Annotated in this window: 30 protein-coding genes; 13 read left to right on the top strand and 17 right to left on the bottom strand. The window is 64.4% G+C overall.

Annotated features, from left to right (window positions below; all coding sequences use genetic code 11):
- The first annotated feature begins 76 nt into the window (after window positions 1-76).
- Complete coding sequence (locus CH262_RS06150; protein WP_032386102.1) at window positions 77-601, top strand: methylated-DNA--[protein]-cysteine S-methyltransferase; 525 nt, start codon at window positions 77-79, stop codon at window positions 599-601.
- 72 nt (window positions 602-673) lie between these two features.
- Here the strand turns inward: CH262_RS06150 and CH262_RS06145 are convergent, their stop codons facing one another.
- The 8 genes from CH262_RS06145 to CH262_RS06110 form a co-directional block, all read right to left on the bottom strand.
- Window positions 674-1,018, bottom strand: a complete 345-nt coding sequence (locus CH262_RS06145; protein ID WP_230593450.1) for an LGFP repeat-containing protein — start codon at window positions 1,016-1,018, stop codon at window positions 674-676.
- 186 nt (window positions 1,019-1,204) lie between these two features.
- Window positions 1,205-2,770, bottom strand: coding sequence for a hypothetical protein (locus CH262_RS06140; protein WP_032386643.1), 1,566 nt, complete (start codon window positions 2,768-2,770; stop codon window positions 1,205-1,207).
- 59 nt (window positions 2,771-2,829) lie between these two features.
- Window positions 2,830-3,336: a SipW-dependent-type signal peptide-containing protein gene (locus tag CH262_RS06135; RefSeq protein WP_228139290.1), complete on the bottom strand. Its 507-nt coding sequence runs from the start codon at window positions 3,334-3,336 to the stop codon at window positions 2,830-2,832.
- An 86-nt stretch (window positions 3,337-3,422) separates the two neighbouring features.
- Window positions 3,423-3,929, bottom strand: coding sequence for a hypothetical protein (locus CH262_RS06130; protein ID WP_032386101.1), 507 nt, complete (start codon window positions 3,927-3,929; stop codon window positions 3,423-3,425).
- Window positions 3,926-4,525: a signal peptidase I gene (locus tag CH262_RS06125; protein WP_032386100.1), complete on the bottom strand. Its 600-nt coding sequence runs from the start codon at window positions 4,523-4,525 to the stop codon at window positions 3,926-3,928. Before CH262_RS06125 ends, CH262_RS06130 begins: the two co-directional genes overlap by 4 nt.
- The gene (locus tag CH262_RS06120; RefSeq protein ID WP_230591113.1) at window positions 4,522-4,974 is read right to left on the bottom strand and encodes a hypothetical protein; all 453 of its coding nucleotides are present in this window, start codon (window positions 4,972-4,974) and stop codon (window positions 4,522-4,524) included. Before CH262_RS06120 ends, CH262_RS06125 begins: the two co-directional genes overlap by 4 nt.
- Window positions 4,975-5,085: 111 nt before the next feature.
- Complete coding sequence (locus CH262_RS06115; RefSeq protein WP_032386098.1) at window positions 5,086-5,652, bottom strand: alternate-type signal peptide domain-containing protein; 567 nt, start codon at window positions 5,650-5,652, stop codon at window positions 5,086-5,088.
- Window positions 5,653-6,064: 412 nt separating this feature from the next.
- Window positions 6,065-7,354 (bottom strand): adenylosuccinate synthase, encoded by a 1,290-nt coding sequence (locus CH262_RS06110; RefSeq protein WP_027494295.1) that lies wholly within the window; start codon window positions 7,352-7,354, stop codon window positions 6,065-6,067.
- A gap of 203 nt (window positions 7,355-7,557) precedes the next feature.
- On the opposite strand from CH262_RS06110, the gene CH262_RS06105 reads away from it, so the two are divergent.
- The 3 genes from CH262_RS06105 to CH262_RS06095 all read left to right on the top strand — a co-directional run bounded on the left by CH262_RS06105 (window position 7,558) and on the right by CH262_RS06095 (window position 9,578).
- The gene (locus CH262_RS06105) at window positions 7,558-8,223 is read left to right on the top strand and encodes a hypothetical protein (RefSeq protein WP_027494296.1); all 666 of its coding nucleotides are present in this window, start codon (window positions 7,558-7,560) and stop codon (window positions 8,221-8,223) included.
- A complete protein-coding gene (locus CH262_RS06100; protein WP_094717377.1) occupies window positions 8,220-8,993 on the top strand; it encodes a site-2 protease family protein in 774 nt (257 codons plus the stop codon). The genes CH262_RS06105 and CH262_RS06100 overlap by 4 nt, the downstream gene beginning before the upstream one ends.
- Before the next feature lie 117 nt (window positions 8,994-9,110).
- Window positions 9,111-9,578, top strand: a complete 468-nt coding sequence (locus CH262_RS06095) for a pyridoxamine 5'-phosphate oxidase family protein (protein WP_179274920.1) — start codon at window positions 9,111-9,113, stop codon at window positions 9,576-9,578.
- Here the strand turns inward: CH262_RS06095 and CH262_RS06090 are convergent.
- From CH262_RS06090 to CH262_RS06080, 3 genes are all read right to left on the bottom strand, one after another.
- On the bottom strand, window positions 9,568-10,497 hold the full coding sequence (locus tag CH262_RS06090; RefSeq protein ID WP_094717228.1) for a cation diffusion facilitator family transporter: 930 nt from the start codon (window positions 10,495-10,497) through the stop codon (window positions 9,568-9,570). The two genes, CH262_RS06095 and CH262_RS06090, sit on opposite strands and share 11 nt — an antisense overlap.
- Before the next feature lie 78 nt (window positions 10,498-10,575).
- On the bottom strand, window positions 10,576-11,670 hold the full coding sequence (locus CH262_RS06085) for an FUSC family protein (RefSeq protein ID WP_048316520.1): 1,095 nt from the start codon (window positions 11,668-11,670) through the stop codon (window positions 10,576-10,578).
- Between the two features lie 37 nt (window positions 11,671-11,707).
- Entirely contained in the window at window positions 11,708-12,124 is a 417-nt protein-coding gene (locus CH262_RS06080; protein ID WP_027494301.1) for a DUF3151 domain-containing protein, read from the bottom strand.
- A 148-nt stretch (window positions 12,125-12,272) separates the two neighbouring features.
- On the opposite strand from CH262_RS06080, the gene CH262_RS06075 reads away from it, so the two are divergent.
- Window positions 12,273-12,959 (top strand): Rv0361 family membrane protein, encoded by a 687-nt coding sequence (locus tag CH262_RS06075; protein WP_143547074.1) that lies wholly within the window; start codon window positions 12,273-12,275, stop codon window positions 12,957-12,959.
- 63 nt (window positions 12,960-13,022) lie between these two features.
- On the opposite strand, the gene fbaA is transcribed toward CH262_RS06075, so the two are convergent.
- Window positions 13,023-14,063, bottom strand: coding sequence for a class II fructose-bisphosphate aldolase (gene fbaA, locus CH262_RS06070; RefSeq protein ID WP_027494302.1), 1,041 nt, complete (start codon window positions 14,061-14,063; stop codon window positions 13,023-13,025).
- Between the two features lie 185 nt (window positions 14,064-14,248).
- Here fbaA and CH262_RS06065 point away from each other — a divergent pair, with 185 nt between their 5' ends.
- Entirely contained in the window at window positions 14,249-14,989 is a 741-nt protein-coding gene (locus tag CH262_RS06065; protein ID WP_371828753.1) for a VTT domain-containing protein, read from the top strand.
- A gap of 64 nt (window positions 14,990-15,053) precedes the next feature.
- Window positions 15,054-15,719, top strand: coding sequence for a DedA family protein (locus CH262_RS06060; protein WP_027494304.1), 666 nt, complete (start codon window positions 15,054-15,056; stop codon window positions 15,717-15,719).
- 83 nt (window positions 15,720-15,802) lie between these two features.
- Here CH262_RS06060 and CH262_RS06055 read toward each other — a convergent pair whose 3' ends face one another.
- The 4 genes from CH262_RS06055 to CH262_RS06040 all read right to left on the bottom strand — a co-directional run bounded on the left by CH262_RS06055 (window position 15,803) and on the right by CH262_RS06040 (window position 19,219).
- Window positions 15,803-16,939 carry a glycoside hydrolase family 76 protein gene (locus tag CH262_RS06055; protein ID WP_032373679.1) on the bottom strand — a complete coding sequence of 379 codons (1,137 nt, stop codon included), beginning with the start codon at window positions 16,937-16,939 and terminating at the stop codon, window positions 15,803-15,805.
- Window positions 16,940-17,001: 62 nt separating this feature from the next.
- Window positions 17,002-17,685, bottom strand: coding sequence for a TrmH family RNA methyltransferase (locus CH262_RS06050; RefSeq protein ID WP_045841394.1), 684 nt, complete (start codon window positions 17,683-17,685; stop codon window positions 17,002-17,004).
- A complete protein-coding gene (locus CH262_RS06045; RefSeq protein WP_230591112.1) occupies window positions 17,682-18,299 on the bottom strand; it encodes a DUF6636 domain-containing protein in 618 nt (205 codons plus the stop codon). The genes CH262_RS06050 and CH262_RS06045 overlap by 4 nt, the downstream gene beginning before the upstream one ends.
- Before the next feature lie 131 nt (window positions 18,300-18,430).
- Window positions 18,431-19,219: an SDR family oxidoreductase gene (locus CH262_RS06040; RefSeq protein ID WP_027494308.1), complete on the bottom strand. Its 789-nt coding sequence runs from the start codon at window positions 19,217-19,219 to the stop codon at window positions 18,431-18,433.
- Between the two features lie 90 nt (window positions 19,220-19,309).
- Between CH262_RS06040 and CH262_RS06035 the strand changes: the two genes are divergently transcribed.
- Window positions 19,310-19,759 (top strand): hypothetical protein, encoded by a 450-nt coding sequence (locus CH262_RS06035; RefSeq protein ID WP_094717227.1) that lies wholly within the window; start codon window positions 19,310-19,312, stop codon window positions 19,757-19,759.
- On the opposite strand, the gene CH262_RS06030 is transcribed toward CH262_RS06035, so the two are convergent.
- Window positions 19,686-20,372 carry a lysoplasmalogenase family protein gene (locus CH262_RS06030; protein WP_373453764.1) on the bottom strand — a complete coding sequence of 229 codons (687 nt, stop codon included), beginning with the start codon at window positions 20,370-20,372 and terminating at the stop codon, window positions 19,686-19,688. The two genes, CH262_RS06035 and CH262_RS06030, sit on opposite strands and share 74 nt — an antisense overlap.
- A 150-nt stretch (window positions 20,373-20,522) precedes the next feature.
- Here CH262_RS06030 and CH262_RS06025 point away from each other — a divergent pair, with 150 nt between their 5' ends.
- The 5 genes from CH262_RS06025 (at window position 20,523) to CH262_RS06005 (ending at window position 25,613) form a co-directional block, all read left to right on the top strand.
- On the top strand, window positions 20,523-21,122 hold the full coding sequence (locus CH262_RS06025) for an Rv1733c family protein (RefSeq protein ID WP_143547073.1): 600 nt from the start codon (window positions 20,523-20,525) through the stop codon (window positions 21,120-21,122).
- Window positions 21,123-21,214: 92 nt separating this feature from the next.
- Complete coding sequence (locus CH262_RS06020) at window positions 21,215-21,676, top strand: MarR family winged helix-turn-helix transcriptional regulator (RefSeq protein WP_032364936.1); 462 nt, start codon at window positions 21,215-21,217, stop codon at window positions 21,674-21,676.
- On the top strand, window positions 21,673-22,899 hold the full coding sequence (locus CH262_RS06015; RefSeq protein WP_032386093.1) for an MFS transporter: 1,227 nt from the start codon (window positions 21,673-21,675) through the stop codon (window positions 22,897-22,899). The genes CH262_RS06020 and CH262_RS06015 overlap by 4 nt, the downstream gene beginning before the upstream one ends.
- Window positions 22,900-23,170: 271 nt before the next feature.
- Window positions 23,171-25,018, top strand: a complete 1,848-nt coding sequence (locus CH262_RS06010; RefSeq protein WP_094717225.1) for a hypothetical protein — start codon at window positions 23,171-23,173, stop codon at window positions 25,016-25,018.
- Between the two features lie 97 nt (window positions 25,019-25,115).
- The gene (locus CH262_RS06005) at window positions 25,116-25,613 is read left to right on the top strand and encodes a class F sortase (RefSeq protein ID WP_230072970.1); all 498 of its coding nucleotides are present in this window, start codon (window positions 25,116-25,118) and stop codon (window positions 25,611-25,613) included.
- Window positions 25,614-25,627: the final 14 nt, after the last annotated feature.

The following is a 25,627-nucleotide window of genomic DNA, read 5'->3' as shown; positions in this document are numbered from 1 at the left end:
CCCACTGGCATCGAACTTTCAAGTCCATTGGGCGTTCGACTGGACTGCCTGTCGACGTCCGGTGGATACTCGACCCATGCCGAGCAGCACCCTCTTCGACACGGCCATCGGGCGATGCGGTCTTGCCTGGAGCGCCGACGGCGTGATTGCCGTGGCACTACCCGAGCCGTCGGACGAGGCGATGCTCGACTACCTGGCCGGCTTCGCCGCAACCCGAGGTCCGGTCGACGCTCTCGCCGCGGACGCAATCGATCGAATCGTGGCGCTCCTCGCCGGGCGCGCGGTGGACATGAGCCCGATCCCGTTGGTGCTCGAGGTTTCGGCGTTCGACGCCTCGGTCTACACCGTGTGCAGCGCGATCCCCAGGGGCGCGACGCTGACGTACGGAGACATCGCGCGCCGTCTCGGGCTGCCGGGCGCGGCCCAGGCGGTGGGCGGGGCACTGGGCCGAAATCCGGTACCGATCATTGTTCCGTGTCATCGCGTGCTCGGCGCGGGCCGAGAGGTAGGCGGCTTCTCCGCTCCCGGCGGGGCGAATACGAAACAACGAATTCTCGGCATCGAAGGCGTCGCCGGATTCGACGAGCCGACGCTGTTCTGAATTCATCGGTAATCGCTAAAGATACTTCTCGACCGAATATATAGATCCAAAACAGGATTGAAGTTGGCTTTGTCAGCCAGATATGCCGACCGAAGACATCGAGGCGTCGACAACGGAGACCGTCGCGGCGTCGGGACCCGGACTGACATCGGAATCCTCTTCTCTACCGCCGATGGTGAATGCGCCCGTATCCGGAAGCCAGCCGATCGCTCCGCGCTGGAACAGGTTGTAGCGTCCGGAACCGGTGGGCGTCGGGCGCTCGTTGCTGATCGGATAGCCAAGTGCGCCATAGGGTCCGCCGTGCGAGAGGTACCACTCCAGAATGGGTCCGTGTACTTCGTGCGCACCACCCTCGGGGAGGGCGAACACCATCGCGTGGGTGAACTCCAACATGCCGCCCCCTTGCGGACCGAGCATGAATTCGCCAGTCTGCGCCCCGATCCACGAGTGTTCGTAAGCAAACCGATCGAATTGGTAGCTGAAAACTTCCAAGCCATTGTAATTTTCAGTCATCGACCGGCCCTCCGTCGCTTTACTTGGCCTCGATTATCCACCCGATTCGTAGACGCGCACTTCGATTCCGAGATATATGTGGCGTCTCCGCTATTGCAGAAGGGCGAGAATCTCGGCGGGGACGTCATCCGTCGCTGCGGGGTCGACCACCGTTCGAGACCAGCTTCCACCCGACGCGTCCAGCCGAACCAACTGATCCGGTCCGAGCAACCACAACTGATCCCCGGCTGACCAGTTGACGCCATAGCCGTACGCCTCGCTGGAGGTAGCGGGAGCGCTGTACTGAACATTGCCTGCGGTGTCGACGATCTGCAGCGTCGGAGAGCCGTCGATGTCGACAACCTGAGCAGTCGACGCACCCGACGGTGAGACCACGGGGCCGGACACAACCGCGGGAGACGGCGGGGTGGTCGTGGTCTCTGTCGGTAACGACGCCGGGGCAGCAGCAGGTGTGTCGGTGGTGGTCGATGGTGTCGTGGTGCTCGGGGTGGAGATGCTCGGCGTAGTAGTACTCGGCTCGAGCACGCCGGGCGAGGTGGTCGTGGGACTCGAGGTGGTGGGTTCGGCAGTGGGGGCCGGAACAAGCGAGGACTCTGTCGGGGCAGGTGCGGTGGACTCGGGAGCTATGGCCTGCGGGGCACTGCGAGCGGAAACACCGGAGGTGGAACTGGTGGGTGCCGGCGTACTGGACACACACGAGGTCAGCAGCGCGGTGGTGAAGTTGATTGTCCACGTACCGGCCGACGGCGAAACGAAATCGCCAAGAAATGCCCTGAGCGTGAAGGTTCGATTTCCGACCATGAGTAATGTGGCCGCAGGTTGATAGGTCCTGGTTGTAGCCGTCGAAGGGTTGAGGATGACCGGATTTGTCACGCCGTCGACAGCGGGCGTGAAGTCCAGACGGTAGCTATAGGCCGTATTGACGTTGGGCCAACTCAACCTGGCACCGGTCAGACCAGCAACTGTGTTCGTGCAGCTGAAGCTTGCCGGTCTCTGCAGGACCGTTCGAAACTCCCCGCTCGCGGCGGTGGACGTATCACCCAATTGGGCAAGTGTCGTCGGAGTGTGCGCAGCTGACAGCCCGACGGTCCCTACTGCTGCAATCGCGAGCAACACCGTGAGCGGTGCTTTGATGTGCCGTCCGCCAGAACTATTCGGGTCATGCAAGTCTGCCGCTTCGCGCTTCTTCACAATTCCCCTCGGCGACCAGGCGACCATCAGCAACACGCCGACGAGGACACCCCCGACGAACACCGCCACCGGTCCACTCAACCAGCTCACCGCGTAGCCGAGCTTCGGCACGCTGGCCACCACTCGGCCGACCTCGGAGACGATGTACGCCTCCGCATCTCGCTCTGCGTTTGCATCGCCCTGCAGGTAAAGCTGGGCACTGTCGGTGCCTACGGCACCTATCTCCACGACTCGGTGCGTGATACGGCTTCCCGCCGCGTTGGTCACGTTGACGATGTCGCCGACGCTCACCGCCGTCGCTGGTGTCTCCTTACTGATTGCCAGTGCGCCGGTGTCGATTGCCGGAGCCATGGATCCCGAACGGAACACCAGGGGCGTCACCCCGAACAGCAGTGCCAGAGCGGCGACCGTCACGCAGAACAGACCTGCGAGCGCGCCGACCGTGAGCGCTACTTCGCGAACCATGTTCCGTTTCGCAGAATGTTCACCGAACTGCGCCTGGTGGCGATTCGTTTCCGACATGGTCAGCTCGACGTCGCTATGAGGGTGTAAGTGACCGTGCCTGTTGCGCCTAGCGCTGGGACTACGGTCCCTGAAGGCATCGTGACGCTGATACATAGCTGATCGGTAGCGCCGACTGCGATTGTTCGTGGGAATCCTGTGAACGGCTTTGAGGTACCGAGACCGGTCACACTGGACAGAGCGGTTGGGCCACAGGCAGTTTCGAACACTGATGAGTTCAGCAGGTTGCCGATTCCGGTGTTGCTTGCCACGACGGACAGCGTGTAGGTGAACGCAACGGTTCCCGAGTTTCTGACCAATAGCGGCGCGGTCACGACATTTCCGGGCACGATTGCCGTGTTCGTCAGCGCCGTGCTGAACGCTGCAGGGTTGTTGTCGACACCGGGGTCAGCACCCAACTTGATATCGATCCGCCCCGTTGTGAACACGCCCGACGTCGCTGTTGCCGTATCCGACCATGAGGCAAGGGTTCCCACGGCACCGAGACCGAGGACGATGCCGATCGACATGATTGCCCGAGCCCGCGCGCTGATCAGTGCGAAGCCGATCCGACGGGGGACGCTCGAAGCATCGAAACCGCTACCGTGACGCGCCATCAGGACTGCGCCCCTTCCATATCCATCCGTGCACCCGACAGCTCCGGGCACACGTCGCTCATGCTGTGGTCCCACTGCAGAACCAGATCAATTCGTGCGGTGGAGGTTCGGGTGTCGTTGCCTGCTGCTTCGGACATCGCTACGACCACGTCGATACGTTTCTTCTCCCCGGCAGCGACGATGGTCAGAGCGCATGACCCGGTCACGGTGTCACCGATCGAGACGTCGAGCGCGCGAGCGAATGCCGGATTGTCGCTGGCAAGGGACACCCACAACCGCCCGTCCGTGTCGCTGTCGTTGAATACGTGAAATTGCGAACTACGAGAGTCCTGCGGAACCCACCGAATGTCCCTGCCGAACAACGGGCTTACGAAATCGGTATCCCACCGCTCACCGTCGGCGCTGTACTTGACCGTCTGCGCGGGAGTCGATCCGGCACCGAGGAGCAACACGACCGCGATGCCTGCGAAGGCTGCAGTGCAGGCGACGAACGTGTTGTGCTTCACCGCGCCTGCGCCTTCCGGCTTCGGTAGCGATCCATACCTGCACCGACGAACATCACCAGCGCGTAGCCGAACAGGCCGATGACGATGACGGCGACCGTGATCTTGCGCTGTTCGCCGTTGAGCCAGTTGTTGACATAGCCCATGTATGGAACCGAATACCAGACCTCGCCGCGAATCTGACCCACCTGCACCGGGTTCTCGTCGTCAGCGCCGTTGTTGTCACCGCGGGTGATGAATGTCTGCTCTCCGCGCCCGCTCTGCCGGGTAGCAACGATGCGGTGAGTCACCACTTCGGGTTCGCCGGAACGCAATTGGTAGGTGATCGGCGTTCCGATGGCGAGCTCGCTCGGCTCGACTGGCCGCACGACGATCAGACTGCCGGGGGGATACGTCGGTTCCATAGACTGAGTCAGGACGGTGTACGGAGTCGATCCGGTGACTCGTGGGACAACGATGGTGACCAGAAGAATCAGAACCATCACCGCAAGCAGTGTGTATGAGCCAATCCGGCTCACCCACCACCACACTCCGGTGTGCTCGTCCTCATCCTTGCGCGGAGGGGCGACCGGGATGACATCGGTGTCGTCGGTGGTCATGCCTGATCCGCCCGGAAAGAGAACATCACTGTGGAAGTAGCGCTCTGGGGTGGTTGATCGGAGGTGGTGAGTCGAAAACACCACACCTCGCTGGCACCTGGGGCGAGCGGACGGGCTGATGGCGTGACCGGCACCTGAGCACCTGCTGCGATGTTGTTGTACAGAACAGTCGCCCCGATTGGCGAACCGGTTGCGGGACACGCATCGGGGTTGGCAACGGTGCTTGCGGTCAGCGTGAAAGGCAGCGTTCCACTCACTGTTGTGTTCTGAAGTCGGAAGAGGAACGGGGTGCTGCCTGAGTTGCGGATCGACAGCGGTGCCTGAGCGAATCCGTTCGGCCCGAGATTCAACGACCCCAGCCCTGTGATCGTGAAATCGTTTACCTCTGCACCCGCTTCGCCCACCTTGATGTCCAAGGTGCCCGAGGTGATGGTGCCGCCGTCGAGCACTTCTTCGTCGCGCCACAGCGCGCCCGTCACCTGTGCTGAGCCGAAGCTCACCACAAGGACGGACGCGGCTGCCAGCGACCAGTGTCGACCGTGCTTCAAAGGAACCAGGACTCAGGGAGTGACGGCTTCGCGGACCTGCTGCAGGTTCAGCGTGAAGGCCTCGAGGTCGATGGACTGGTTCTGTGCTTCCTGCAGCGGTGTAGTTTCGTCGAACGTGAAGGTCACCGTCAGGTCCACGACCTGGTCGGCGGACGATATCCGTACCGTCTCGCCGTCGGTCGGCAGCACCGTGGCACCCGAGGTTGCGACGATGTCTGTGTCGATGCGGCTGAGCAGCTGGGCATTGCCGGCACCGGGCGCGAGGTCAGCGATATTCACGCTCAGGTCAGCCTGCAGGTTGTCTCCCGATGCTTCGATGTCGAAAGTGGCCGAGTAGGTGACCACGTCGCCCGGGACGATCAGGAAGGTCGCTGGATCGATCACACGTGCGGCGTTGACGTCGCCGGAGATCTCACTCCACACCGGCTCGCCGTCCTGCGTCAACGACAAATCCCCCGAGGTGATGGTGCCGCCGTCGAGTTGCTCACTGTCGCTCCACAAAGCCAGCGATCCCAAACCGCCGAGCAGCAGTACAGCTGCCGCCCCCGCAGCTATGGCGCCTTTGGTTGCCTTGTTCATTCGTTCTACTTTCTTCGGTGGCCTCATTGGCCGAGGGGGTGATCCGATCGGATCGTCGGCCATCCAAAGAGGCCTCCGCAATTGGTGCGATGCTCATTGTTTCGCCACGTCTACCTGGCCTGTTACCCAAGTGAGAGTAAAAGTCCAGGAGTCTTTTCGGCCGCTCGTTTCGAACTCTGCGTTTACATGTCGCAATCATCTGTAAAGCAGAGGCCCATCCGGAATCGGTCGAATCGGACACCCGCCGACGGCCGATTTCGGACCATTACCCGTCCAAATGATTGTTTCCAGCCGGTCTACGAGAGCGCAGTTTGTTTCATCGACACAGACGATCCTGGGTCTATCGGTCCGCACGGAGACAGCAAAAAGCCCCGAGGCAGAATGCCTCGGGGCTTTTCGGTAACGGGTTCGGCTACCGCAGGATGTCTCGCCGCACGATGGTTTCGTCGCGGCCCGGTCCCACACCGATGCACGACATGTACGCGCCCGACAGTTCCTCGAGACGCAGGACGTAGTTTTGCGCGTTGATCGGCAGTTCCTCGAATGTCCGGGCACCGGAGATGTCTTCCCACCAACCGGGCATCTCTTCGTAGATCGGCTTCGCGTGGTGGAAACCGGTCTGCGTCATCGGCATTTCGTCGTGGCGGACGCCGTCGACGTCGTAGGCGACGCAGATGGGCACGGTGTCCAGGCTGGAGAGCACGTCGAGCTTGGTCAGGAAGTAGTCGGTGATGCCGTTGACGCGGGTGGCGTACCGAGCGATGACTGCGTCGAACCAGCCCGTACGTCGGGCGCGACCGGTGGTGACGCCCACCTCGCCGCCCTGCTTGGCCAGGTACTCACCGTGGTTGTCGAACAGCTCGGTCGGGAACGGACCGGATCCCACACGCGTCGTGTACGCCTTGAGGATGCCGAGCACCGTGGTGATCTTGTTCGGGCCGATGCCCGAGCCGACGGACGCGCCGCCTGCCGTCGGGTTCGACGACGTCACGTACGGATAGGTGCCGTGGTCGACGTCGAGCAACGTGCCCTGCGATCCCTCGAGCAGAATCGTGTCGCCGCGCTCGAGCGCGAGGTTGAGCTGCAGGCGCGTATCGGTGATGCGGTGCTTGAATCCTTCGGCCTGCTCGAGCACCTCGTCGACGACCTGCTGTGGATCCAACGCCCGGCGGTTGTAGATCTTCGAGAGCACCTGGTTCTTGAATTCCAGTGCGGCCTCGACCTTTTGGGTCAGGATCTTCTCGTCGAGCACATCCGCCGCACGCACACCCACGCGGGCGAGCTTGTCCTGGTAGCACGGGCCGATGCCGCGCCCGGTGGTGCCGATCTTCTTGGCTCCGAGGAACCGCTCGGTGACCTTGTCGATGGCCACGTGGTACGGCATGATCAGGTGCGCATCGGCGCTGAGCAGCAGATTCGACGTATCGACATCGCGCTTCTCGAGGCCGTCGAGCTCGGTGAGCAGCACACCCGGATCGACGACGACACCGTTACCGATGACGTTCTTGACGCCCGGCGTGAGAATTCCCGACGGGATCAGGTGCAGTGCGAACTTGTCTCCGTTGGGAAGAACGACGGTGTGGCCGGCGTTGTTGCCGCCTTGGTAGCGAACCACCCACTGAAGTCGTTCGCCGAACAGGTCGGTGGCTTTGCCTTTGCCTTCGTCGCCCCACTGGGCGCCGATCAGGACTATCGCCGGCATGTGCTCTCCTACGTTGCTTTCGTGCAAGGACGTGCTGCAGATGTACTCGAGCGAATGCAGCAGTCACCATTCGTCGCAGGCGCGACAGTGGCCGGGGGAACAGTCTAGCCGAGGCGGTGAGCTGGCCCGCATGCCGCTACGGTCGACGCCGAACGAGGGCACTATGGTCGTGACGAGGATTCATCGGAAGATCTAGGAGCGCCGTGACACCGTTCGTTCTGCAGTGCGGCAACCCGCTGCTGCCGATCACGCTGACCGACGTCCCACTGCGCAACGCCGACGCAGTACCGACCGACGACGACTGCAGCGCGATCTTCTCCGACATCGAATCCGCCCCCGAGCCACGCATCATCGTCCTGGGCGACGATGCATCCCTCGCCGCGCTGCTGACGCGCCTGATGCGCACCGAACGGCTGCACGTCGAGGTCGCGTTCGTGCCGGAGAACGCAACCGACGCCGCGCACATCTACAAGCTGGGCACCGGGTCACGTGCCGCCAAGGTCGCCCTGACGGGTACGGCCTCGAGCACACCCCTCATCCGCGACGATGCAGGCAAGGCCGTCGTCGGGAGGGCACTGCTCGGCGGTGCCGACGGAACCGACCTCGAAGGCGAGGCCTACGTCGACGACACCCGGTTGTTCTCCGGCGTCGTCCCCGGAGTCGAGGTGGCCCCCACCGCGGACATGCCCGGTCTCCGCGCACGCGTCGTCGGCCGTCGCCGATTTCTGCCGCGCCGCTGGGTCAGCGGCCGCGCCATGCAACTCGGCTCCCCCGCCGCCGAACTGACGCGCGACGGCATCGCCGGCGGCAAGGCGGTGAAGCGGTCGACCTTCTACCGCCACCATCAGGAGTGGTTGCTGGTCCGATGACCGTTCCGGTGCGGCGCAGTCCCGTACTGCCGAGCCCGATCTTCGTCGCGGTGCTCGCCGTCGCCGGAATCGGTGGTGCCCTTGCCTGGACGGCGGACGACGTCACGTCCGTCGCCGCGCGCATCGGAGTGTTCGTACTCGTTCTCGCCGGGTGGATCGCGTCGGTCTGCCTGCACGAATTCGGCCACGCCTACACCGCGTTTCGAGCCGGTGATCGCGAAGTCGAGCTCCGCGGCTACCTGACCCTGAACCCGCTGAAGTACACCCACCCGCTTTTGTCCATCGTTCTCCCGGTGGTGTTCATCGCGATCGGCGGAATCGGCCTGCCGGGCGGTGCCGTCTACCTGCGCACCGGCCACCTCTCGGCGTCGACCCAGCGGCGCATCGCACTGGCCGGCCCGTTCGCCAATGCCGTTCTCGCCGTTGTTCTTCTGACGGTCATCAAACTGTTCGGTACCGACGGCACCAACGCCGCCTTCTGGTACGGGCTCAGCTTTCTGGCGTTCCTGCAGATCATGGCCACGATCCTCAACCTGATCCCGGTACCCGGACTCGACGGATACGCAGCCCTCGAACCCTCGCTCTCACACACCACCCGAGCGTCGCTGAACCAGTTCAAGGGATACGGAATCCTCGTCCTCGTTGCTCTGCTCTTCGTGCCGGCCGTCAATGCCGCCTTCTTCGGAGCGATCTATACCCTGTTCGGATTGTCGGGGGTCCCCGAGTTCTTCGCCGGCAACGGCAACTACCTGATGCGATTCTGGATCTGACAGGTCCAGCGGGAAAGAGCGCACGATATCGAGCGCAATCGGCGGGATTCCGTCTGTTCGGGCAGATTCCGTGCATTCTTTCCCAACACTGTCGGTGCCGGGTCGCATAATGTGCGCATGACGACGTGGAACGAATTCTCGGCAGCGGCCCCGATACTCGCGTCCGCGGTGCGTGCTCGATTCACCGCGCACAAGCACCATGTTCTTGCGACGCTACGAATAGACGGCTCACCGCGCGTCAGTGGAACCGAGGTGGAGTTCGTGGATACCGGGGTGCTGCGACTCGGCTCGATGCTCGGTGCCGCCAAAGCGAGAGATCTTCAGCGCGACGGCCGCTTCGCACTGCACAGCAATCCCGGCCACCACTCGATGGAGGGCGGCGACGCAAAGATCAGCGGAATCGCCGCAGAGATCACCGATCCTGCTGTGCTGCAACCGATATTCGACGCGGCTCCCGGCGAACTCGTGCCGTATCACGTGTTCGATCTCGGCATCGGCGAAGTGGTACTGACGTCACTGGTGGACGATCACATGCAGATCGACGTCTGGCGCCCGGGAACCGAGGTACGCACCGTCACCAGGTGAGCTCTTCCTTGCAGGTTCGGCCGTGTGCGGTCGGCTCGACCTGCACGGTGGCGTGGTCGAGTCCGTAGGTAGACAGCAGTGAGCGCGCGCGATCGAGCACCATCGACGACGACCCCTCGCATTCCAGGTGCACGGTGGCCACGTCCATTCCGGTGGTCAGGGTCCATACGTGCAGATCGTGCACTCCCGTCACTCCGGGAAGGGCGCTCAGGTCCCCGGTCAACGCGTCCACGTCGACATCGGCGGGGCTCGCCTGGGTGAGAATGCGCAGTGCCGACCCGGCGAGCTTGATCGCACGCGGCACCACCCACAGAGAGATGAGCACACCGACGACGATGTCGACCCAGGTCCAGCCGAACACCAACATCAGCACACCGCCCACGAGCACACCGACGCTGCCGACGGCGTCGGCCAGTACCTCCATGTAGGCACCGCGAACGGCCAGGGAGTCCTTCGCATCGCCGCGGATGAGCATCATGACGACGATGTTGGCGGCAAGACCGGCCGCAGCGGTGAGAATCAGCGGAAGACCGGGGATCTCGGGCGCATCGCCGATGCGAGATATCGCCTCGTACATGATGAACGCCGCAACCCCCAGCAGCAGAACGGCATTCGCGATGGCGGTCAACACCTCTGCCCGATGCCAGCCGAAAGTCCTTGCCGCTGCAGCACTTCCGTTCCGCGCAAGGACGAGTGCGATCAAACCCATCGACATTCCGAGTACGTCGGTGAGCATGTGGCCGGCATCGGCGAGCAGACCGAGCGAACCTATTGCCACGGCAACGGTGGCCTCGACGACGAGGAACACCACCAGAATCGCCAGAGCGACGACCATCTTGCGAACCCGAGATCGGGGCGGCCCCGCACCTGCGGGCGAGTGACCGCCCACGCCGTGGCTGTGTCCGTGACCCGCGCCCATGACTCCCCCTCGTGATTGCAACGACTTCAGGCAGTCACCATATGCGTACATACGCATATATGCAATGGTGCGCTCGGGTCACAACTCCGGCGGGACGTGCGGATGCTTGACCGTCGGCGGAAGCGTCGCCAACGCGGAAATACGCTTGAGCCCGGCGACCTGCAACAGATCGACGATGATCGACCGCAACTGAGCGAGCACCACCGTCGCCGACAACCCGGCGTTCGAGATCAGTTCCGGCTTGGCTCCGGCAGCAACCGACCGCAACACCCGCGCGGCCTCCGCCGCATCCGGCTTCTGCCCCGGATCGGCGAGAATCATCTGGCGTAGGACTTCAACCGCATGCGCCAGCTTCTCCACCTCGTCGACCACCCGCGGGTCCAGAATCTCGTCGTCGCGCACCAAGGTCAGCGACCGCCGTGCCAGCACCCGAATATTGCGAACCGCGTTGTCGATCGGATCGGCCGTCGCGGCGAGGGCCGCCAACCGATTGCGATGATTCCAGTACATCGGCGAAATTCGTGCGATCTCGCGGCCGCCCTTGAGGTCGGTCCGTAGAGCATCGATACCGGACTGCGTCGCCCGAGCCTTGCGCAACGCATCCTCGATGGGTTTCGGGTCGTTGGCCACCAACCCGTCGGCCACCTTCTGCAGCACACTCGCCGCGGTCGCCAACACGTTCGCCGCATCCTTACGCGCCCGCCACACCGGATGCGTCGGAATCAACGCCACGATCGCGATGCCCACCAGACCACCGACCAACGCGTCGACCATGCGGTTGGGGCCACCCATGTTGCCAGGAGGAATGAGGGTCGCCACCAGCACCGCGGACGATCCGGCCTGCATCGCGATGATGGGGCCGCCGTCGAGGAACACCGCAGCCGACATCGCCAACACGACCACCAGCGCGATCTGCCACGGCCCACTGCCGATCAGGGAGATCAACAGATCGCCGACGCCGATGCCGACCGTCACGCCGGCCACCAGCTCGGCCGATCGGCGCAACCGCGCCCCGAGGGACACACCGAGCGAGACGACGGCCGCAATGGGCGCGAAGAACGGACGTTCGTGACCGACGAGGTCCGTAGCGACGAACCACGCGACCCCGGCCGCCAACGCGCACTGCACGATGGGCAACAACGACAACCGCAGCCGCTCGGTGCCCGCCTTCATCCGGGTTCGGCCACGCGCCCGGCTCGCGCGGGCCCGATCAGCCCAGGCCGAGCGCTTCCGCTGCTTTGGGATCACAGTCTTCGAGGAGGTCGAGGCAGCGGGCGTACTCGTCGTGCTCGCCGATGTCGCGGGCGGCTTTGGCGAGGACTGCGACGCATCGGAGGAATCCGCGGTTGGGCTCATGGCTGTACGGGACCGGCCCGAATCCCTTCCATCCGTTACGACGCAACTGGTCCAGACCTCGGTGATAACCGGTACGCGCATAGGCGTACGCGGTGATGGTGGCACCCGATTCGAGAGCGGCCTCGGCGAGATACGCCCACGCGATCGACGCCGTCGGATGGGCCGCAGCAACCGTCTCGGGAGCCTCGTGATTCAGCAGTGCGGATTCGGCCTCGTCGTCGCCGGGCAACAGCGTTGGTTGAGGTCCGAGCAGATCACCGAAAGAAGTCATGGCGCTCATTGTGCCCCTACGTCACCCAATCGTGTCCGAACACCCCCGGCGGCGCTCACGCTGCGCTGCACACGCGGTCGATAGGCTGCCAGCTGACGAAATTTCGGACTTACAGCTTTCGAGGAATTCGGTGAACGAGGGAGAACGCATGTCGGACGAGAAGAACAATGCGACCCCCGAGGCCGACACGACCAAGATCGACCTGAACAAGAAGAAGCCGGCCGACGAATCGACGGACGCCCCCACCGAGAAGATCGCTGCACCTGAATCCGATTCGCCGGTAGCTGCGCCTCGAAAAGCCGAGCCCCAGAAGATCGCGCCCAGAAAGATCGAACCCCAGAAGGCTCGGCCGCAGCAGGTCGGACCACGCCGCGTCGGACCGCCGGCTTCGGAACCGAACAAACCGAGTCACAAGAAGTGGTGGGCGGCTCTGGTGGCCGCGGTGGTGGTGATTGCGGGCGTCGCGACGGCCGCATTCCTGCTCGTCGACCGCGGTGGCGTCGAAGACTCCCCGGAAGCGCAGATTCGCACGACGGTCGAGTCGTTCACCAGGGCGCTGGCCGCCGGAGATCTGGCCACGCTGCGCAGCACGTCCTGCGGAGACCTGGCGACGTTCTACCGCGACATCCCGGACGCGGAGTTCGCCGACGTGCATCGGGTGTCCGTGGAGCAGGGCAACATCCCGACCGTCGACAGCATCGACGCCATCCAGGTCACCGACGACACCACGGCGATCGCTCAGGTCATCGCCCACACGGACGCCAACCCGAACGATCGCTCGCCGCGCACCTTCGACCTGAGCCTCGACGGCGATCAGTGGAAGGTGTGCAGCTGAGAACCCATGTGAGTGGAACTTCGTAGCCCACTACGAGGTTCCACTCACATGGGGCGCAGCCGCTTATCCGGCGCTGACGCTGCGTCCGGCCGACTTCAGGTCGTTGCAGGCCTCGATCACACGGGCCGTCATTCCGGCTTCTGCCTTCTTGAGGTAGCTGCGCGGGTCGTAGGCCTTCTTGTTGCCCACCTCGCCGTCGATCTTGAGCACACCGTCGTAGTTGGAGAAGAAGTGTCCGGCGATCGGGCGGCTGAATGCGTACTGGGTGTCGGTGTCGACGTTCATCTTCACCGTTCCGTACTCGAGCGCCTCTTCGATTTCGCTCTTCGCCGAGCCCGATCCGCCGTGGAAGACGAAGTCGAACGGCTTCGAGCCCGATGCCAGGCCGAGCTTCTCGCTGGCCACACGCTGACCGTCGGCGAGAACGGACGGCTTGAGCTTGACGTTGCCCGGCTTGTAGACGCCGTGCACGTTGCCGAACGTCGCCGCCAGCAGGTAGCGCGAGCCGGCGTCTCCGGCACCGAGTGCCTCGACGGTCTTGAGGAAGTCCTCGTTCGACGTGTACAGCTTGTCGTTGATTTCTGCCTCGACGCCGTCTTCCTCGCCGCCGACGACACCGATTTCGATCTCCAGGATGATCTTCGCGGCCGCAGCGCGGGCCAGCAGATCCTTCGCGATCTCCAGGTTCTCGTCGATCGGCACGGCCGATCCGTCCCACATGTGCGACTGGAACAGCGGGTTCTTGCCGGCGTCGACGCGCTCCTGCGAGATCGCGAGCAGCGGACGCACGTAGGTGTCCAGCTTGTCCTTGGGGCAGTGGTCGGTGTGCAGCGCGATCGTGACGTCGTATTCGGCGGCCACGACGTGGGCGAACTCGGCGAGAGCGACAGCGCCGGTGACCATGCTCTTCACACCCAGGCCGGAGCCGAATTCTGCGCCGCCGGTCGAGAACTGGATGATGCCGTCGCTACCCGCGTCGGCGAAGCCTTTGATGGCGGCGTTGATGGACTCGGAACCCACACAGTTGATTGCCGGGAAGGCGAACTTGTGTTCCTTCGCCCGGCCCAGCATCTCGGCGTAGACCTCGGGAGTTGCGATAGGCACGGCGTCATTCCTCCATTGAAAGTTCGATTGTGTCCTGTGCAGTATGGCAACCTCCGGGCTCGGTGTCGTGCGTACCCGCTCACGTCCCTCCCGGGTGGTTGTCCGTCGAGGGGTGCCGAACAGGCCATCGAGTTCACGGTCGGCCGACACCGACTGTTCAGGAGTTGCCGGTTTCGGCCGGTAGTGTGGGCGCGGTGAGTCTTCTTGCTGCTTCGGAATCGGTGACGACGAATCTGGCCCTGTTGCCCGGTTTCCTCGATCCGGTGAACCTGCTCAATTCCTTCGGTCACTGGGTCCTGATCGGTCTGCTGCTGGTGGTGTTCATCGAGTCGGGCCTGCTGTTCCCGCTGCTGCCCGGCGACTCGTTGCTCTTCACAGCCGGCCTGATCGCGGCGTCGAAGTCCACCGAGATCGAGCCATTCGCGTCCATTTGGACGCTGGTCATCCTGATTCCCATCGCGGCGATCCTCGGCGACCAGGTCGGTTTCCTCATCGGCACCAAGGGCGGTGCTGCCCTCTTCAAGAGCAACGACGCCCGGTTCTTCAAGAAGAAGTACATCGACGAGTCGCACGTCTTCTTCGAGAAGCACGGCCCGATCACGATCATCCTGGCGAGATTCGTACCCATCGTGCGGACGTTCGCGCCGGTCGTCGCCGGTGCGTCGCACATGAAGTACTCGCTGTTCCTGACGTACAACGTCGTCGGCGGCATCCTGTGGGGCGCGGGTGTCACGGTTCTGGGGTACCTGCTCGGACAGATCGCGTTCATCCGCGACCACGTCGACATCATCTTCCTGCTGATCGTCGCCGTGTCCGTCCTGCCCATCGTGATCGAGGTCGGCAAGCGCATGATCAAGGCCCGCAAGACTCCACTCGGGGAAGCAGCCGACGCGATCGAAGCCGACGCCCCGGACTCCAAGTCCTGATCCGAAAGCGATCGAGCCCGTGTCACTGAGCGCCACAGCATTGACCGCCGCCGCACTGCAGACCGTGTCCACCGAGGCCGTCGGCAGTTTCGGACCGCTGCAGTCGGCGGGTCCTCTGGTCGTGTGGGTGATCGTGATGGCATTCGTGTTCATCGAATGCGCGGTGATCATCGGCCTGTTCCTACCCGGTGACTCGATGCTGATCACTGCGGGCATCGTCATGGCGACGCACGCGTCGGGCACCGGCCACATCTGGGCTCTCTCGGTCGGTGCGATGGTCGCGGCGATCGCGGGCAACCAGGTGGGATACATGATCGGCCACCGAACCGGTTCGACGCTGGTGGCCCGCAAGAACGGCAAGTACCTCAACACCAAGAACCTGCACAAGGTCAATCTGCTGCTGGAAAAGCACGGATTCTGGGCGGTTCTCGTCGCGCGTTGGATCCCGTGGGTGCGCACACTGTGCCCGATGGTCGCCGGGGCCGCGAAGATGGATCACCGTCGCTACACCATCGCCAGCACTCTGGGCGCAATCATCTGGGCACCGGTGCTGCTGCTCGTCGGTTTCTACTTCGGCTCGTTCATCCAACGCATCCCGTGGCTGATGCCCGCGGTGCTGATCAGCATGATCGTGCTGCTGGTCGTCGGAACGGGTCTGGGCATCTGGCAATACCGCAAGGAAATGGCGCGTCCCGAAGAGACGATCGTCGTCGACGAGGTTGTCGAGTAGTAGCCCGGAGCGATTTAAAAACCAGCGGGAGTGCAGCCTGCGGAACGACCTAGAATCCGCGGGAGTGCAGCCTGCGGAACGACCTAGAAACCAGCAGCGCAGACGCGGTAGGCCGCTTCCATGAGCATCCAGCCACCGAGTTGCACGGACAGGTCGCGTTCGGGCACCTCGGACGGTCGGACCGTTCCCTCGGCGAAGGTGGCGATGTGCAGGCCCTGCCCCGGGAATCGTGCTTCGCGGGTCCAGTCGGCACCGAACAGTGGGTTGTCCTCCACTTCGAGTCTGTTCTCCCATGCGGCCTCGGCCGAGGCGAGGACGATTGCGGCCGCAACCTCTCGTGCACGGTCGTCGGCGTCGGTGTCGCCGGGTAGTTCGGTGGCCACCAACGCGAGGTAGCGCGCGAGGATCGGGTTGAACAGGCCCCCGTCTCCCCCGCCGCCGCCGGTGATGACGAGGTTGCGGGTGAGGTGGTTCTCGACGGCGTCGACCAGCGCGTGGACACGCTGCGCGTGCCTCGGCTCGCCGAGACGGAGTGCGAGTTCGGTTTCCAGGCCGAGTGCGACGCCCTGGCAGTAGCTGTAGATCGCGCGTTCGACCTCGCCGGACTTGCCCGCGTCGACGAGGGCGCGGGTGGAATGCATGCCGTCGAGGATCAATCCGGTGCGCGAGTCACGCAGGGTGCGGTCCATCCAGTCCGACATCTCCTGGGCCCGCCAGAGCCGACCGGTGCGGGCGAGCATGATCGCGGCCGGGCCGTTGGCCGGCGCGTTGTAGAAGTCGGATTTCTTGCGCCACGGGATGCCGCCGCCTTCGGCCGGAGCCCAGGCGTCGAACAGTTCCATCTCGATCTGCTGGATGCCGCTGCGGTTTCCGACGAAGTGCTGACGCTGCGCACGTTCGAGAGCCAACCCGAGCCAGGCCATGTCGTCGTAGTAGTTGTTGGTCCAGCCGGTGAGGTTTCGGGTGCGGTGCGCGCGGGTGATTTTCGTCAGGCGTCGTCGACGTTTTGTGGTGAGTTCGCGGTCGGCGGCATCCACTGCGCAGTCGAGCAGGTGTGCCTGCCACCAGTAGTGCCAGCGCAGGAAGGCACGCTCATGCTTGACGGGCGGCCACGCGACGACTCCGAGCGCCGTACCGGGCAGTCCCCACAGCCGACGCATGTGCCGTGCGACGACGGCCCCCTCCGCAGCGTCGGCACGCTGCGACCACAACTCCTGCATACCCGCAATCCTGCCACTACCGTTGCCGAACCGTTACATCCCGTCCTGGTAAGGCCCTGTCTTCACCATGCGGTATCGAGATCGGCGTGGCGACGAATCCACGAGTGCATCGCAATCCCGGCCGCAACACCGGCATTGATGCTGCGTGTCGACCCGAATTGCGCGATCGAGACCGTCATGGACGCGGACTCCCGCGCGCTATCGGAGACGCCGGGACCCTCCTGACCGAACAGCAGCAGGCAGTTGCGCGGCAATTCAGCCGTTTCGATCGGCACCGAGCCCGGGGTGTTGTCGACGGCGACGACGACGAGTCCCTGGTCCTCGGCGAACGCCATCAGCGCCTCCACCGAATCGTGGTGGTGAATGTGTTGGTACCGGTCGGTGACCATCGCGCCGCGACGGTTCCATCGACGCCTCCCGACGATGTGCACCGCCTGCGCGGCGAAGGCGTTGGCCGTCCGCACCACGGTGCCGATGTTCGCATCGTTCGCGAAGTTCTCGATGGCGACGTGCAGTGAATGACGGCGAGTGTCGATGTCGGCGACTATGGCCTCGCGTCGCCAGTATCGATATGCGTCGACGACATTGCGTCGATCACCGGCGGCGAGCAGTTCGGGGTCCAGTCGCGGGTCGTCGGGCGGCGGCTCGTCGTGGGTGTCCGACCACGGGCCGACGCCGTTCGGGTTCTCACCCCATTCGGTGGGACCGGCTTCGGCCGGTTGGCCGTCGATCTCGTTCTCGCTCAATAGATTTCGTTACTGTCGGGCGCGATCCGGAATCCGTGACCGGTGGCGTCGTTCGCGCACGAGATACCGTTCTCGGCCGAGGTACAGGTGTAGCCACCCTCGGCGATGGTCGCACCGACAGCCAGCGGCGGATCCATCGACTCGCCACCCGAGGTGTACACCACTCCCCCGGAACACATGAATGCCGCGGGACCGTCGTTGGTCACGCGAATACCGTTGCCCCAGTTGATCATGCAGTCGTCGGGCCGCGGCGGAACCGGGGTGGTCGTGCCTTGACAGCCGGCCTCGGTGCGACTCGACAGCGGCACGATGCCGCATTGAAACAGCCCGTCGGGCGAAGTGAAGTAATAGGCCCCGCCGATCGCGGCATACGTCGTCTGCGGCTCCGCGACCGGTGGGGGTGGTTCGACCGGCGGGGGCGGCGGCGCTTCCGACGTGGTCGTCACCGGCGGCGGAGTCGTGGTCGGTGCGGTCGTCGTGGTGGTCGGCACGGGGGTGGTGGTCGACGACGTAGGCGGCGCTTGCGCAGCCGACTCGCTACTGCAGCCGGTGAGTACGAGCGCCGACCCGACCCCGACAGCGACCACCCACGCCCGCACCGTTCCGAATCGCACTGTCCCGAATTGTCTTGTCCTGCTCGACCGCACCGTGCTCAGCATGAAGAAAACCCGACCCACCTTTCGACACCTACTGCTCGAAAGACAGACGATACCGGCGCAGCGCCGGCATCGTCCGGTGCGGCGTTCTAGGTGTGGCTCAGACGGCGGTTGACTTCACGGGTGAGCCACGCAGGCGAGAACCGTGAACCGAGCGAGAGCGCCTTGGAGGGCAGCCCGACCGGGAAGTGCACCTTGTGCAACCGGCGCTTCACCGGACGGGTGGCGTCGAAGATCGCGTCGGACACATCTTTGACGGTGAGCTTGATGCCCAACGAGCTCGTGGTGCCCGTCGAGATCTTCTCGGTCATCGCCGTCTGGACGAACAGCGGCCACATGGCCTTGACCGCGATGTCGTACTTGCTCCATTCGAGATCCAACGCCTCGGTGATGCCGCGCACCGCGAACTTGGATGCGCCGTACGTCACCAACTCGGGCTGACCGTAGATGGCCGAGGCCGAGCACAGGTTGACGACCTGCGCGCCCGGGGTGTCCCTGAGGTAGGGGAATGCAGCGTGGGTGCCGTAGACGACGCCGTTGACGTTGATGTCGATCTGGCGGCGATGCACCGAGAGCGGCATGTCTTCGAAGGCCCCTGCAGCGAGGATCCCGGCATTGTTGATCAGGATGTCGAGTCGACCGTCACCCTCGGCAACGAACTCCTTCAACCGGGTTTCCCACTGGTCGGAGTTGGTTACATCCAAAGTACCGGTGAACACCCGACCGCTGAGCGAAGCAGCTTCCTTGCCGAGTGACGCCAAACCGGTCTCGTCGATGTCGTACGCACCGACGAGGTAACCGTTGGCAGCGAACTTGAGTGCCGTTGCACGGCCGATGCCGGCCGCGGCACCTGAGATGAAGACAGTTGGTCGAGTCACATCGATCACCGTACATGTAACCCTACTTACGAGTAACCCCCAATCTCCGATCGATCGAACGCCGTCTCCCGACGGCACAGGAGTACCGAAGTGAACGACTCGAGGATCGTGCGCGCCGTCGTCGCCGTGGCGATCGGCTATTCGATAGTGCTGGCAGTCTGGATCGGCTGGCTCGTGGACAAGACACCGCCCGACACCTTGCCGTACCAGTTGGCAGCCCTGGTGGCCGGATTCGGCGCGGCCCTCGGCCTGGCCATGATGATCGCCGGACGCCCGACGCGCGAGCAGAAGGAACTGATCGAACACGGCGTCGAGGGATGGGCGACCGTCGACGCTATCCGGCGCATCGACGACGACACCGCCGAGCTGGACCTGGAGTTCACCGTGCCGGGCTCGAGCAGCTACTTCGGCAAGATCGTCTACGGCATCCCGCGAGCCGACACCGCACACTTCGAGCCGGGTACGGTCATCGCCGTTCGAGTGGACCCAGCCCATCGAGAGCGGGTTCTGCTGCTTCCCCGTCACGACGTCGACGAGTAGTGGCCAGGGCGTCGACGAGGAGCATCTGAGCGGCCACATAAGTGGACAGGATCACCGCCTCGGCCGTGCGGCGGTGCCGTTCGTCGGTGAGGAACAGTCGTCGGTGGACGATCAGCGCGTCGGACACCGTGAACAGGATTCCGCCCACGACGAGCCTGCGGTCACCCCCACGCGAGACCGACCGAGCAGACAACGTCGACGTCGTCGCGAGCACGCCGCCGTAGGCCGACAGGGTCGGGGCGACCGCCGGTTGGCGTCGAGCCAGCAGAATCGACGCCGCCAGCCAGCCCGCGTATCGCGGAACGGCGTCCAGCAGAACCGGTCGCGCACCACGACGCCACAGCAGAAACGTGTAGCAGCTCTGCATGACTCCGAATGCCGTGGCACCGAGTTCGAGTGCCGAGTCGTCGTCCGGGTCGATCAACAGCACGTCGCCGATGGTGGCTGCGGCCAGACCCGTCGCCAGCACCCGGTCGTGTGCCGGATCGAGGGCGGTGGCCAACGCGGGAACGATCAGCGGCTTCGCGATCTTCTGCAGCCGTGCCGAGCCGGTCCACGCCCCGAACACTGTCACCGCAGCTGCTACCGACGCGGCAGCGCGGGCACATCTCACCCGATCGATGTTCACTTCCGACCTTTCCGGGGCGAATCCGTCATAACGACCGTCACATGTGACCCTGACCCCTATCGCTTGATACTCGCAGTGAGCGTGGGCATCGTGGACAGGTCGGTCGGAACATTTTCGAAAGCACTGGGGACCATCATGCGCCGCAAACTCACCGGGCACACTCGCATCGCAGGTGACGAGGTCGCCGGCTACCCCAATCCGCTTCTCCGCGACTGCGACCTACGCCAGGCACAGATCAAACGCTGGATCGTCACCCTGTTGCTCGTCATGGTTCCGTTCTCGCTGTGGATCGGCATCGGTGCCTACTCCGAGCAGCAGCAACGACTCGACGATCAGCGCACATCGATCCACCAGGTGACGGCCACCACGACCGATGTCGCAGCCGTAGCACCGACGGCCGCGACCAGCTTCGACTCCACCAACGGTGCCGCCGTGACGGCCGTTCCCTCGCAGTGGGTCTACCGAGGCGTCGAGCACACCGGCCGCGTCAGCGTCGACACCGGGTCGCCGGTCGGTACGACCGCTCAGATCTGGGTGAACGACGCCGGCGAGCTGAGCCTGCGGCCACTGACCTCGTCGGATGTCGTCGCTGCCGCGATCTTCAGTGCTGTCGGAAGTTGGATCCTGGCGGCCACTGCGCTGATCGGCTTCTACTACGTCATGCGCTTCCGTTACGACGGGCGCCGAAACGCCGAGTGGGATCGCGAGATCGCCGATCTACTGAGTCGACACTGACCGCTCTCTTCCCCCGAGCTCACCCCACCCGATTTCAACGGCCGGTGAGCCTCGCGTTGCGATAGATAGTTAGTGTATGTAACAATAAACCGGTGAGCCATTCCCACGACGACCTCAAAGATTTGGTCTCGGAGCTGGTCACCAGTTCGTCACGCTTCGTTCGCTTGGCTGCCCGATTCGGCAGCGACGAATGGCCCAGAGCGTGGATGCGGGCACTGTCGCTGCTCGAGGAGTATCAGCCCCTGCGCATCAGCACCTTCGCCGAGTTGGACCGATGCTCGCAGCCCTCGGCCACGGCACTGCTCGCGAAGTTGGGCAAGAACGGCCTGGTGACCAAGACGTCCGACCCCGACGACTCGAGGGCCGTGCTCGTCGAGATGACCGAGGCCGGCCATCGGTGGCTCGCCGCGAGTCGCCGTCACATCGTCGACGGACTCGTCCCGTACCTGTCCGACCGAGACCCGGAACAAATCCAGAAATTGACCGACGGCCTGAGCGAGCTTCGCAGCATCCTCGAACCCGTCGATCGCGAAAAGAGAGGAACTCTTTCGTGACCACCAGCACCTCCCCCGACAGCCTGCTGAAGCAACCGCGCGCAGTGTGGGCCGTCGCGTTCGCCAGCGTCATCGCCTTCATGGGTATCGGTCTGGTCGACCCGATCCTCAAGCCGATCGGCGAACAACTGCACGCCTCGCCGTCTCAGGTGTCGCTGCTGTTCACCAGCTACATGCTCGTCACCGGCGTCGCGATGCTCATCACCGGCGTCGTGTCCAGCCGATTCGGGCCCAAGCGCACATTGCTGGCCGGCCTGGCCGTCATCGTGGTCTTCGCCGCCCTCGCCGGCATGTCCGGTTCCGTCGGCGAGATCATCGGATTCCGCGCCGGCTGGGGACTGGGCAACGCCCTGTTCATCGCCACGGCGCTCTCGACCATCGTCGGCGCAGCATCCGGCGGCGTCGCCCGCGCGATCATCCTCTACGAGGCCGCACTGGGCATCGGAATCGCAACCGGACCGCTGGTCGGCGGCCTCCTCGGTGGATTCAGCTGGCGCGGACCGTTCTTCGGCGTCGCAGTACTGATGGCCATCGCATTCATCCTGCTGATCGTCATGCTCCCGGACACCCCCAAGCCCGCGCACACCACGTCGATCCTCGATCCGTTCCGGGCACTGCGACACCGCGGACTGCTGACCGTCGGCATCACCGCACTGCTCTACAACTACGGCTTCTTCACCCTGCTGGCGTACACCCCGTTCCCCCTGGACATGGGCACCTACTCGATCGGTTTCATCTTCTTCGGCTGGGGCCTCTGCCTGGCCGTGGCATCGGTGTTCATCGCGCCGAGACTGCAGCGGGCCTACGGAACGCTGAACATGATGATGCTCTCGCTCCTGCTCTTCGCCGTCGACCTCGGCGTCATGGCGATGTTCACCGAGAACAAGACCGTCCTGATCGTCGGAACCGTCGTGGCCGGCCTGTTCCTGGGCGTCAACAACACTCTGATCACCGAGACCGTCATGATCTCGGCACCGGTGGAGCGCTCGACCGCGTCCGCGGCCTACAGCTTCGTCCGCTTCACCGGCGGTGCCGCCGCTCCCTACCTGGCCGGCAAGCTCGGAGAATCGAACATGCACGTCCCGTTCTGGGTCGGCGCGGCCTGCACGGCACTGGCCATCGTCGTCCTGGCGACCGGCCGAAACGTCCTCGCCCACGTGGACGAACACGAGCCGGCACCGCACAGCATCGACGAAGCTCGTGCGGTGACAGTCGGCGACTGAGCCTTTCGATCAACCGCTGAATCCGACGGCCGAGAGCATCGCTCTCGGCCGTCGACGTGTATCAATGGCCTCATTCGTCACATCCGTCTCATCAGTAACACTTTGATAACCAATACCTCAGTAAAGGACTTTTCGGTTCGATGTACCGTCCGGTTGGTTTACGGTCACGTCATCACGGTTGTTCGTGTGACTCACCAACAACGCTCGTTCCGCGTGGGAGGACGGGTGCGCGCAGCTCACTGCTGCCACTGACCGAAGGGCCACAATCTCCATGTCGCAGAAGTCGATCGCCAGGTCCAAGAAGGCGCGCCTCGCCGCAGCCGGGGCCGCCATGGCACTGTCCCTGTCCATCGCCGCACCGGGAATCGCCAGTGCTCAGGAGCCCAGTACGCCGGAAAGCTCCGAGGTTCAAGCACCGGCGGGCGAAGAATCCGAAGGCGTCGAACCCGCCGCTCCCACAGGCGAACAGGGTGCCGCAGTAGAAGGATCGGGCACCGCAACAGCCGAAGGACAGATCGACGCACCTGTCCCGGCCGTCACGTCCGAGGACGCAGCCGCGGCCGCCGCAGCCGCAGTCCCGACACCCGAAGCCCCCTCCGCCGTTCGTCCACTGCCGCAGATCACCGGCGGCGTCGTGTTCAACGAAGACGGCACGGCCACAGTCAATCTCGACGTCATTCCGCAGTTGTCCGACGCCGAGAAGAAGGCGATCGCCGACGCCGAGGCCGCCAGCAAGGAAGCCGCAGCCGCATCGGCTGCCGCCCAGGTACGACTCGAGACGGCCAAGGCAGCCGAGGCCACCGCGAGCACCGACGCCACCAAGGCAGAGGTTGCTGCTGCCGAGGCAGACGTCAAGGCCAAGGCCGCCGTCACGGCCGCCTCGAACGCCAAGGTCGAGAGCGCAGCAGCGAGCGCAGCGGTCACCGCAGCGAAGAACACCGCCGCCGAACTGAAGACCAAGGCCGACAAAACCAAGGCCGCCGCCGACAGCGCTGCAACAGTCGCAGCCGAGGCAGAGGCGAAGGCGAAGGAGCTCGAAGCCGCAGCCGTCTCGGGCGACCCCGAGGCCACCGCCGCAGCCGAGGCTGCTCGCGCAGATGCCGACGCGAAGGCCGAACTCGCCGCCACCGCCAAGGTCGAAGCCGACGCATCGAACAAGGCGCTCGCGGATTCCGTTACCGCTGTTCAGGATTCGTTCAAGAACTTCAACCTCGCCAAGGTGACCGCTGCAGTTCGCGCTGCCGCTGCCACTGCCGCGAAGTCGCTGGCACTGAACATCGAGGCTCAGACCGCTGCAGCAGTGGCCGCAGTGGCCGAGCAGAACGCGAAGAACCTCGAAGCCGCAGCCGAGGCCGCTGCAGGTGAGGAAACTGAGTCCGAGAAGGCCGCAGCCGACGCCCGCACTGCCGCCGACGCAGCCAAGGCCGACGCCGACACCAAGGCGAAGGCGGCCACCGCTGCCCAGGCTGCACTCGACGCCGCCCCGTCCGATGCCGACATCACCACTTTGGAGAAGGCCGCAGCCGACGCTGCCCAGGCAGTCGTCGATGCCGACGCCGCAGTTGCGGCTGCCGATGCAGATCTGCAGGCCAAGACCGACGCAGCCGCGGCCGCCAAGACCAAGGCCACGGAGGCAGCAGCCACGCTGAAGACGGCTCAGGACGCCGCAACGGCCGCCAAGACCGAGGCCGACGCCAAGGCGAAGGCCGAGGCCGATCTCAAGGCCGAGGCAGCCGAATTGGCAGCCAGCGGACCGAAGTTCGAGTGGACCATCAACCTCGGCAACACCGTGAAGGAAGACGTGCCCGTCACCGAGGTCGACGAGAACACCGTCGTCGTCGACGAGACCGGAGTCTCGCTCGTCGGCGTCAAGAACGAGGACGGATCCTTCACAGTCGCGGACTACTTCACCACCGACGACAACGGCGTCGTCAGCGTGGCCGGAGAGCTCCCGCCGGTCGATCTGGCACTCGGCGATTCCTCGAACGAGGCGTCGGGCGCTTCGGACAGCTCGTCGAACACCCCGGTGATCCTGGCCGGCGTCGGCGTGGTCGTCGTCGCAGCTGCCGGTGGCGCGTTCTACCTGCGTCGCCGCAGCTCCACCGATGCCACCTCGTAACACCCGCTGGCTGTGGACGGCGATCCTGACGTTCGTTCTTCTCGTATCAGGTTGTGCGAGTGACGAAGTCGGGATCGCCGCACCCGATCGTTCGCCGGTGCAGTCACAGATCTCGGGGGCTGCACCGACGGGCGATGTCGCCCCCTCTCGACCGGAGTACATCGAGCTGCGCTCGGCGGACGGGTCGACCTATCTGAGCAGTCCCATTCATCCGGACCCCCTCTATCGCGGCGGGGAAAGCGGGCAGGTGCTGAACCCGGTGGACGAACTACCGGCCTGGTGGGCCGAGAGTGGCATGCCGGGCACCTCGACCGAGCAGACGGTAGTTGTTGCCGGACACAACTATTCGAAGCGGGACGCCCCGTTCAAGGCGTTGCGGGTGGTGACCCCTGGCGACACCGTTGTGCTGCGCACCGCGAGCGGCACTCTGGAGTACGCCGTCGAATCGGTGGGCCCCCTACCGAAGGGATCTCTGCTCGCAGACAACGAACTGCGCAAGTCGGTAGCAGGACGATTGATCCTGGCCAACTGCGACGTCCAAGGCGGCGAACCCACCGACGACAACTTCGTGGTCGTCGCACAGCTCATTCGCTGAATCCGGCTTGTAGA

Origin of the sequence: Rhodococcus sp. 05-2255-1e, assembly GCF_002259025.1 — a bacterium.
Classification (GTDB): Bacteria; Actinomycetota; Actinomycetes; order Mycobacteriales; family Mycobacteriaceae; genus Rhodococcoides; species Rhodococcoides fascians.
The sequence above is the reverse complement of the archived record's forward strand: the minus strand, read 5'-3'. Positions and strand labels throughout refer to the sequence as shown.